This is a genomic window from Streptomyces sp. NPDC055632 (assembly GCF_053618675.1).
Genome location: NZ_JBSHHY010000009.1, coordinates 214456 through 223758, shown reverse-complemented (window position 1 = coordinate 223758; position 9303 = coordinate 214456). Strand labels below are relative to the sequence as shown.

Here is a 9303-nt window from a genome sequence, read left to right as displayed (position 1 = left end):
GGGGTTTTTATTCACCCCAATTAGGTCCCAGCGCCCCTGGGCCACGCCCCCCGCCGGCCCCCCCCCCCCACCCGCTGGGCCCCGCCCCCCCGGATCGGTGCGGCGGCCTCCTGCGTTCACTCACGGTCTCCGGCGGGCCCGGTCCAGGGCCCGTCCGGCGGACCGGGGCCGGACAGGCCCTAGTCGCCGGGCGCGGAGAGCTCCGCCCAGACCGTCTTGCCGAGGGCCCCGGGCGTGCGGTCGATGCCCCAGTCGCGGCAGAGGCGCTGGACGATGAACATGCCGTGGCCGCCGGGGCGCCCGGCGCGGTGCGGGGTGCGCGGGGCGGGCTGGCCGGCGCCGCGGTCGGTGACTTCGAGGCGCAGCACCTTGGGCAGCCGCAGGACGCGCAGGCTCTCGGGCCCGTCGGCGTGCAGGCAGGCGTTGGTGACCAGCTCGGAGACGACCAGGAGGACGTCCTCGGCGGCGGCCCTGCGGTCGGCGGTGTCGGCGGGCAGCCAGCCCCACTCGTGGAGCGCCGTCCGCGTGAAGTCGCGGGCGAGCGGCACCGTGCCGCTGGTCTCGCCGAGGGCGAGCGTACGGACGTCGGAAGCTTGGTCCATCAGCGCTTCACCTCACCGATCGACGGGACTGGGGCGGGACGTACGGGTCGTGCGGGACCGGGGCCGGAACCGGGCCCGGGGCCCGGCTGCCCGGTCCGGCCGGGCTCATTCGGGGAGTGCCGTCGCGAGCGTGTCGTGGACGGTGAAGACGGTGTCCGCCCCCGTGATGTGGAACACCCGGGCCACCGCGGGCCGCATGCCCACCAGGTGCACCGCGCCGCCGGCGGCGTCCGCCCGCAGCCGGGCGCCGAGCAGCACGTTGAGCCCGGTCGAGTCGCAGAACTCCAGACCGGAGCAGTCGACGACGAGCCGCGAGCGGCCCGCGTCCAGTGCCCCGTCCAGGGGATCGCGCAGGAGTTCGGCGGTGTGATGGTCGAGTTCGCCCACCGGTGTGAGGAGTTCGCTCTCCCCCACGGCCCGCGTCTCGACCCGCAGCCGCGCGGGCAGTGCGCTGCCGATGTGTTCGCGGTCCATGGCCGTGCCTCTTCTCGCTCTCGCGGATGCCGACTGACGTCCTCGAACACTACAAGCGGAGCGCCCCTCGATGCACACGAGGTCCATCTCATAACGGGACAAACGGGATTAATGGCACTTGCAACCTTCAGGGTCGAGCAGGTAGGGCTAGAGAGAACACCCGAAACGGCCGGCTTGGAGGCGCCGCAAACCGCTGCGAGAAGAACCCGAAGGAGACCCATGTCACCCCGGCTCGACGCCACGCGTACCCCCGACGCGCCGTCGGCAATCCTTTCCGTCGACCACACCGCCCCCCTCCCCGGCGAGCTCGCCGACCGGCTGCTCGACCAGCCCCTCGACCGGATCGGCCCGGTCGACGCGCGCGCCCTGTCGAAGGACCTCTTCGCCCGCCTCGCGGAGCTGGAGGAGGGCACCCACGACCACGCGTACGTCCGCAACACCCTCGTCGAACTCAACCTCGCCCTCGTCCGCTTCGCCGCCGCCCGGTTCGGCACCCGCAGCGAACCGATGGAGGACATCGTCCAGGTCGGCACCATCGGCCTCATCAAGGCCATCGACCGCTTCGAGCTCTCCCGCGGGGTCGAGTTCCCCACCTTCGCGATGCCGACCATCATCGGCGAGATCAAGCGCTTCTTCCGCGACACCTCCTGGTCCGTGCACGTACCCCGCCGCCTCCAGGAGCTCCGCCTCGACCTCGCCCGGGCCACGGACGACCTCTCCCAGCGCCTGGACCGCTCCCCCACCGTCGCCGAGCTCGCCGAGGAACTCGGCATCGCGCCGGAGGAGGTCGTCGAGGGCATGACCGCGAGCAACGCGTACACCGCCAGCTCGCTCGACGCCCAGCCCACCGAGGAGGACGGCGGAGGCGGCGAGGCCGCGCTCGCCGACCGGCTCGGCTACGAGGACCACGCCATCGCCGGCATCGAGTACATCGCCTCCCTCAAGCCGATGATCGCCTCGCTGCCCTCCCGCGAGCGGCAGATCCTCTCCCTGCGCTTCGTCTCCGGCATGACCCAGTCGGAGATCGGCGAGGAGCTCGGCATCTCCCAGATGCACGTCTCCCGGCTCCTGGCCCGCACCCTCACCCGGCTGCGCCAGGGCCTCACTCTGGAGGAATGACCTCCGGCCCCCGCCCCGGGCCGCCACCACGGCCGCAGCCGTGAGGTCGGCCGCGGAAAGGGCCCGTTCACGGTCTGCCGACCCTGGACGGGCCCTTTCCGCGCGTCCGGGCCGCGTTGTTGACGCGCCGTCCGGACCGGGCCACATTGGGCCCGGGGATTTCAGGGGGGAATCACATGGTTTCTGCGTACGCGGAGCTGGAAGGGCGGATGCGCGACCGGCTCGGGGGCAGGGAGTGCCTCTACGTGCCGTCGTGCCGCCTCGGCCTCTACCTCGCGCTGCGCCACTGGTGCGCACCCGGCGGCCGGGTGCTGATGTCGCCGGTCAACGACGACGTCATCCTCTTCGTCGTGCTCGCCGCCGGCCTCCGCCCGGTGCAGGCGCCGCTCGACCCGCGCGACGGCTCCCTCGACGCGGCGGCCGTCCCCGAATCCGTCTGGAGCGGCCTCTCCGCCGTCCTCACGACCAATCTGTACGGGAACCCCGACCCGGCACCGGAGCTGCGGGAGCGCTGCGACCGGCTCGGCGTCCCGCTGATCGAGGACGCGGCCCACGCGATCGGCTCCACCGTCGGCGGCCGCCCGGTCGGCACGTACGGCGAGGCGTCCGTCTTCAGCCTCTCCAAGCACGCCCGCGCCGGGACCGGCGGCTTCCTCGCCCTCGCCGACCCGGCCCTGCGCGACGAACTGGCCGCCGCCCGCGACGCGTTGCTGCGTCCGGCCCGCACCACCGCCGAACTCGCCCACCTGGCACGGCCGTACGCGGAGGCAGCCGTGCGCGGTCTGCGCCTGACCGGGGCCGCCCGCGCCGCGCTGCGGACGCTCGGCCGGGAGGAGCGGGAGGGGATACGGATGCCGCTCCGCCCCGGTGCCCTGGAACGGGCCCTCCCGGCCGCGCCCGCGCTCGACCCCTTCCACTCCTGGATCCGCGTCGACCTGCACGACTACCGGCTCCGGCCGGGCGCCGCCCGGCTCCGCCGCACCGGCCGCCGGCTGGCCCGGCTCGACGCCGTCCTCGACGCCCACCGGGCGGGCACCGCCCGGCTCCTGGCCAGCGAGTACGGCTCCGGCGGCGAGGCCCTGCCCCTCTTCCGGGTGCCGCTGCTCGTCGAGGACCGGGACGCGGCCGTCGCCGCCCTCGCCCGGCGCCGGATCACCACCGGCTACCTCTACGACCCGCCGCTCGACGCCTACGCGGGCGGGCGCTTCACCGACCCCTCCCCCGCGCCGGAGCGGGCCGCCTGGTTCGCCCGGCACGCCCTGCCCGTCGACCCGCGCCGCGCCGGCGCCGCCCTCGCCGCCCTGCGGACCGCCGGGGTGCGACCCGCGCACCCGTCGGCGGTCCCCGGCGGCGCCCGGTGACCGGGACCGGAGTGCCCCGGGGCGCCGCCCCGGACGCCCCCGGGCGGCCCGGCGCCTCCGGGGCGAAGGGCGGCGACGGCGGCTCCCGCGGCGAGGACTCGCTCTTCCGCAACGCCTACGCCCTCATGCTCTCCACCGGCGTCTCCGCCGCCCTCGGCCTCGGCTTCTGGCTGATCGCCGCCCGCCACTACACCGAGGAGGCCGTCGGGCAGGGCTCCGCCGCCATCGCCGCCCAGCGGATGCTCGCCTCCGTCACCGCCACCACCCTCTCCGGCGCGGTCGTCCGCTACGTCCCCCGGGCCGGCCGCGCCACCGGCCCGCTCGTCGCCCGCCTCTATCTGCTCAGCACGGTCGTGGTGGCCGCCGCCTCCGGGATCTTCCTGCTCACCCTGGACCTGTGGGGCCCCTCGTACGCCCCGCTCGGCACCCTCTCCGCCGGCCTCTTCTTCACCCTGTCCTCCGTCGGCTGGGCGCTGCTCACCCTCCAGGACGGGGTCCTCACCGGCCTGCGGAAGGCCTTCTGGGTGCCGGTGGGCAACGCCGTCTTCTCCCTCGGCAAGCTGGTCCTGCTCGTCGTCCTCGCCGCCGCCCTGCCCGTCCTGGGCGTCTTCGTCTCCTGGGCGGCGGCGATCGCGCTCTCCACGGTCCCGCTGGCCTGGCTGGTCTTCCGCCGGCTCATCCCGCAGCAGGCCCGCGCCGACCGGGACCGCGAACCCCCCTCGTACCGCGAGATCGGGCGGTTCGTCGCCGGGGACGCGGCCGGCGCCTTCTTCAGCCTGGCCATGATCAGCCTGCTGCCGGTCATGGTCGCGGTCCGCTTCGACGCCGCGCACAACGCCTTCTTCTACACGGCGTACACCGTCGGCGGCACCATGGAGTTCATGGCCATCAACATGGCCTCCTCGCTCACCGCGCACGCCTCGCACAGCCCCGAGTCCCTCGCCGAGGGCGTCCGGGGCGCGCTGCGCCGGATGATGCTGCTGCTCGTCCCGGTCGTCCTCGTCCTGGTCCTCTTCGCGCCGCTGGTCCTCACCCCCTTCGGCCGGGGCTACACCGACCACGGCTCCACGGTGCTGCGGCTGCTCGCCGCCGGGGCGCTCCCCCGGGTCGCGGTGGAGCTGTACATCGGCGTCCTCCGCGTCCAGGGCCGCACCGGCGTGCTCGCCGCCGTCCAGGCCGGCATGTGCGTCCTGGTGCTCGGCGGCGCGGCCGTGCTGCTCGGCCCGTACGGGATCAGCGGGGCCGGCTGGGCGGTCCTCGGCGGGATGACGGTGATGGCCGCGGCGTGCGCGCCGGGGCTGCGGGCCGTGCTGAAGGGGCGGGAGCCGGGGGCGCCCGCCGCCCCCGACGACGACGGGTACGGCACCGACTGGGCGCGGCAGAGGGCCCGTTCGCGCGCCACGGCCGCCCGGGACGCGGTGGCGCCCGCGTACGGCGTCCCCGTGGACGCGGTGACGCCCGCGTACGGCACACCCGTGGACGCGGTGACACCCGCGTACGGCACCTCCGTGGACGCGCCCCGGCCGCGCGCGCCCGGGCCCGTGCCCGGCGCGCGGCCCCCGGCCGCGAGGGACCGCGCGCTGCCCGCCGTCCGGTGGGCGCTGCTCGCGGTGGCGGTGCTCGCCTTCTGGCCGCCGCTGGCGTCCGCCGCCCCGCTCGACGCCGCCCGGCCCTCCGGCCCGGACCTGCTCGCGGCGCTCCCGGTGCCGACCCTGCTGGCCGGGCTCGCCCTGATCGGCCTCCAGGGCGCGGCGGTCGGCCCGCGCGCCTTCCGCGGCGGGTACGCGGGCGTGGTGCTGCTGGCCACCTTCCTCGCCCTGCACACCGCGCCGCCGCTCCTGGGCGTGCTTCCGCCGGTCGCGGCCGGACCGGGCGCCGAGCTGCTCGGCACGGGTCCGGCGGCGCGGTTCGCGCCGGTGGTGGCGCAGGGCCTGTGCCTGGTGCTCGCGGCGGTGCTGCTGCGGCTGCTCGGCGCGAGCGGGCGGACCACGGCCGGGGCGGTGTGGGTGCTGACCTGGGCCGGCTGGGCGGCCCAGCAGCTCCTCGCCGCCGGTCCGCTCCCGCTGCTGCTCGGCCTGTCCGGCGTGACGGCGGTGGTGTACGCGGTCCGGGGCCCGCGCTCCTGAGCGGGCTCAGCTCCGCGGCAGGGGCTGCTTGAAGTACGGGTCCTGCCCGGCCGTCCGGTAGCCGTCGAGCCCCGGCCCGGAGTCGACGGTGAGGTCGCAGCCGGGTCCGGGCACGGACCGGTTCCAGTGGACGTACGCCCTGACCTCGGGGAGGGTCGGCGCGACCCTCGGGATCCTGGCGTACCAGTCGCGGTGGCGCTCGGGGTCCTCCGGGTCGGGGGCGGTGGCGAACTCGGCGAGCATGACCGGTTTCCGGTCGGAGACGTTCGCGCGGAGCCAGTCGTAGGCGGGGCGCTGGCTGGCGTCGAAGTCCCGCCAGGCGTCGGTGCCGTGGCAGCGGTAGTAGTTGTACTGGTCCATGCCGATCCAGTCGACGTACCGGTCGCCGGGGTACAGGCTTCTCATCTCGTCGGCCATGCCGAGGTGGCCGGAGACGGTCCACACCCAGACGACGTTGTCGGCGCCGAGCTCCCGGAAGCGGTCGTGGAGGTGCCGGTGGGCGGCGACGTACTCGGCGGGGGTGCCGGCGCCCTCCTCGATGCGGGCGTCGACCTCCTGGTCGAAGGAGAGGAAGACCCGCTTGCCGTACTCCTTCACGCGGCGGATCTGCGGGTCGACGACCTCGGCGTCGTACCGCCCGGAGGCGATGTCCTTCCAGCCGAGCTGGGTCTCGGTCCAGCCGGCGTGGTGGGGCTCCTTCCACACGGTGGACTCCCAGGCGAGCATCAGCAGCCGGTCGCGGCCGAGTTCGCGCTCGTCGTCGGTGAGGAGCGTGCCGTCGAGCGCGTTGCCCGACATGTCGTGGTACGCGTACACGAGGTCGAGCCTGCGGCCGATCCTGCGCTCGAAGGCGTACACGGGCCGGGTGAGCGAACCGTCCCGGTCGTGGGGGAGGTACGCGCCCCACCAGGCTCCGCAGGGGGCGACGAGCCGGGCGTCGGGGGCGCAGCGGTCGCCGCCCTCGTCGCCGGTGGCCCAGACCCCCATCGCGGCGGTCAGCGCGCCGACGGCGGCGAGGGCGACCGCGAGGCGTCCGGTGGCGGTGCCCCGGGCCCGCCGGCCGCCGGTCACCGGCCCCCACCGGGCCCTCGTCCACGGGACAGGAAGGACTCGGCGTCGGCGGGGGTGACGGCGCCTCTGGTGGCGGCGGGCAGCGGGAGGCCCGGGAGGAGGGCGGCGGCCGTGGTGAGGGCGGCGAGCGGGGCGAGGAAGGCAGGCACGGAGAAACCTCCGACCAGGAAGAGGACGGTGGCGGTGAGCGCGGCGAGGGCGAGGCTGAGCGGGGCGGCGAGCGCGAAGGCCTCCAGGCGGGCGCCCGGGCGCAGTCCGCGGGGCTGCGGATGGAGCAGGGCGAGGCCGGGGCCGAGGCAGACGAAGAGCAGCACGGGGACCCAGCGGAGCGGGAGGCCGTCGGGGAGGAGGGTCGCGGCGAGGGCGAGCCAGCCGGAGGCGGCGACGGAGGCCCTGGCCCGGCGCCCCCGGGTCCGGGGGGCGGGCGCGGTCGGTTCGGGGGTCACGAGGCACCGCCCGGGGTGGTCGACGGAGTGTGGTCTTCGAGGGTCACGGAGCACCGCCCGGGGTGGTCGACGGGGTGTGGTCGAGGACGATCCCGTACGGGTGCTCCTCGACGGTCCTGAACAGCGGGGAGGCCTTGAGCCGGTCGCGCAGGACGGCGAAGCCGCCGGCCGGGAGCAGTCCCTCGCCGGCGGTGTAGACGTCCTGGGTGCGGGTGAGGACGACCCGGGCGGTGGCGCCGCGCGGGATGCGGTCGGCGAGGTACCGGGCCGGGTCGGCGAGCATCCTCCCGTTCTCGGCGGGGTCCTGCTCGCAGAACCACCAGTGCTCGACCTCGTCGTAGCGGTGCAGGGCCCGGGGGAAGGAGCCGGAGGTGGCGAGGAGCAGCCCGCCGGCCGGCATCCCGTCGATGGCGCGGGTGACGAGCGCGGACTCGGCGGGCGGGGTGTAGTACATGGCGTCCTTGCCGTAGTACGCGGTCAGGAAGCCGGCGGTCAGGGCGAGGAGGACGGCCGGAAGGGCGACGGCGGTGACCCGGCGGCGGGTGACGGCGGCGCGGCTGCGGCGGGCGCCGCCGGCGGCGGGGACGAGCGCGGCGGCGGCGAAGAACGCGGCGCCGGGCAGCCCGAAGAGGTAGACGCGGAAGAGCATCTCGCCGCCGTAGTCGTTGACGGCGAAGAGCGGCAGGGGGGCGGCCGAGGCGAGCAGCAGCGGCAGGGCGCCGTGCGCGAGGCGGCGGCGGGCGAGGACGGCGACGCCGGCGAAGAGGACGACGGCGAGGGCCATGGCGATGCCGGCCCGGCCGGCGAGTTCGGGGCCGGGGCCGGTGAGCTGTCCGGTGTAGCCGGCGCGGGAGTTCTGGGTGAGCCGGCCGAAAGAGTCCTCGAGGGTGCCGAGGGTCTCCAGGAAGAGCGGGCGGCCCATGGTGAGGTTCCAGCCCAGCATGATCAGGCCGGTGACGGCGAGGAGGCCGAGGTTGCGGTGGCGGCGGGTGAGGCAGAGGGCCGCCAGGACGGCGCAGAGCATGACCGGGGTGAGCTGGTGGACCGCGTTGACCGCGAGGATCAGCGGGGACAGGATCAGCACCCCGACGGCCCGCTGCCGGGTGGTCGTGGACGGCGGCACGGCGGTGGCGGCCGGGTCGAGCGCGGTGCGGTCGCGGAGCCGTCCGGCGGAGCCGGGCCGGACGAAGTGGCGCAGCACGAAGGCGAGCACGGTCAGGTGGAGGACGTAGGCGAGGCCCTGCGGGGCGAGGTAGTCCTGGCCGACCCAGTTGGCGAGCTGGAAGATCCAGACGGCGGTCCAGACCAGCCGCCAGTCCTCGGTGAAGGTGCGGTAGAGGAGCACGAGCACCGGGAGGAGGACCAGACCGAGGACGATGGGCGCCCAGTTGAGGTAGACGGCGGTGGACTCGACGCCGAAGGCGCGGACGAGGGCCGCGTTGAGGGCGAAGAAGCCGGGCCACTGGTCGTAGGCGGACATGTTGCCGGACAGGGCGGCGTGCGGGCGGAGTTCACCGGCGCCGAGGAGGGTGCTGACGACGGCGTCGTGCTTGGACGCCCACGGGTAGCGCACCGAGTCGTAGAGGACGGCGGGCGCCGCCTTGAGGGCGACGAGGAGTCCGACGCAGTACACGAGCGGCCAGCCCGGTGAGGTCCCGGCGCGGCGCAGCGCCACCAGGAAGCCCGCGGTGAGGACGACGAGGGAGGCGTGGAAGGGGACGGGCAGCCGGTCGAGGAGTCCGTAGTCGCCCATGGAGCGGAAGTCGACCAGGGGCAGCGAGAGCCCCCACAGGCCGAGGCCGAGCGCCAGGAGGGCGGGGGGCAGCCAGGAGAGGGCGGGGACGGGGGCACGGCGCGGGCGCGGCGCGGGCGTCTCCGGACGGCCGCCGTCCTTCCGCCCGGGCGTGCGGCGCGGGCGCGGCGCGGGCGTCTCCGGACGGCCGCCGTCCTTCCGCCCGGGGGCGCCGGCCCGCGCGGGCACGGCCCCCTCCCTCGCCGGTGCCGGCTCCTGGCGGTGCTGTCGCACGACGCGTCCTCCCCCACTGTCCCCCCGGACCAGGCGGGGGAACGTGCTGCGGTCCTGTCCTGGTGCGCGACTCCCGTC

8 protein-coding genes are annotated in these 9303 nt (G+C 75.7%); 3 read left to right on the top strand and 5 right to left on the bottom strand.

Translation table 11 applies throughout. From position 1 onward, the window contains the following. Positions 1–179: 179 nt before the first annotated feature. Both ACWGSR_RS15500 and ACWGSR_RS15495 read right to left on the bottom strand, forming a co-directional pair. Complete coding sequence (locus ACWGSR_RS15500) at positions 180–602, bottom strand: ATP-binding protein (protein WP_376245501.1); 423 nt, start codon at positions 600–602, stop codon at positions 180–182. 105 nt (positions 603–707) lie between these two features. Continuing rightward, positions 708–1076, bottom strand: a complete 369-nt coding sequence (locus ACWGSR_RS15495; protein ID WP_376245504.1) for an STAS domain-containing protein — start codon at positions 1074–1076, stop codon at positions 708–710. A gap of 219 nt (positions 1077–1295) precedes the next feature. On the opposite strand from ACWGSR_RS15495, the gene ACWGSR_RS15490 reads away from it, so the two are divergent. From ACWGSR_RS15490 to ACWGSR_RS15480, 3 genes are all read left to right on the top strand, one after another. Beyond that, entirely contained in the window at positions 1296–2195 is a 900-nt protein-coding gene (locus ACWGSR_RS15490) for an RNA polymerase sigma factor SigF (protein ID WP_376245508.1), read from the top strand. A 176-nt stretch (positions 2196–2371) separates the two neighbouring features. Then, positions 2372–3556: a DegT/DnrJ/EryC1/StrS family aminotransferase gene (locus tag ACWGSR_RS15485; RefSeq protein WP_453566778.1), complete on the top strand. Its 1185-nt coding sequence runs from the start codon at positions 2372–2374 to the stop codon at positions 3554–3556. Continuing rightward, entirely contained in the window at positions 3553–5682 is a 2130-nt protein-coding gene (locus tag ACWGSR_RS15480; RefSeq protein ID WP_453566776.1) for a lipopolysaccharide biosynthesis protein, read from the top strand. Before ACWGSR_RS15485 ends, ACWGSR_RS15480 begins: the two co-directional genes overlap by 4 nt. Before the next feature lie 6 nt (positions 5683–5688). Here the strand turns inward: ACWGSR_RS15480 and ACWGSR_RS15475 are convergent, their stop codons facing one another. The 3 genes from ACWGSR_RS15475 to ACWGSR_RS15465 form a co-directional block, all read right to left on the bottom strand. Then, positions 5689–6669 carry a glycoside hydrolase family 26 protein gene (locus ACWGSR_RS15475; protein WP_453566798.1) on the bottom strand — a complete coding sequence of 327 codons (981 nt, stop codon included), beginning with the start codon at positions 6667–6669 and terminating at the stop codon, positions 5689–5691. Between the two features lie 80 nt (positions 6670–6749). Next, positions 6750–7199, bottom strand: coding sequence for a hypothetical protein (locus ACWGSR_RS15470; RefSeq protein WP_453566774.1), 450 nt, complete (start codon positions 7197–7199; stop codon positions 6750–6752). 43 nt (positions 7200–7242) lie between these two features. Beyond that, positions 7243–9225 carry a hypothetical protein gene (locus ACWGSR_RS15465; protein ID WP_453566772.1) on the bottom strand — a complete coding sequence of 661 codons (1983 nt, stop codon included), beginning with the start codon at positions 9223–9225 and terminating at the stop codon, positions 7243–7245. Positions 9226–9303: the final 78 nt, after the last annotated feature.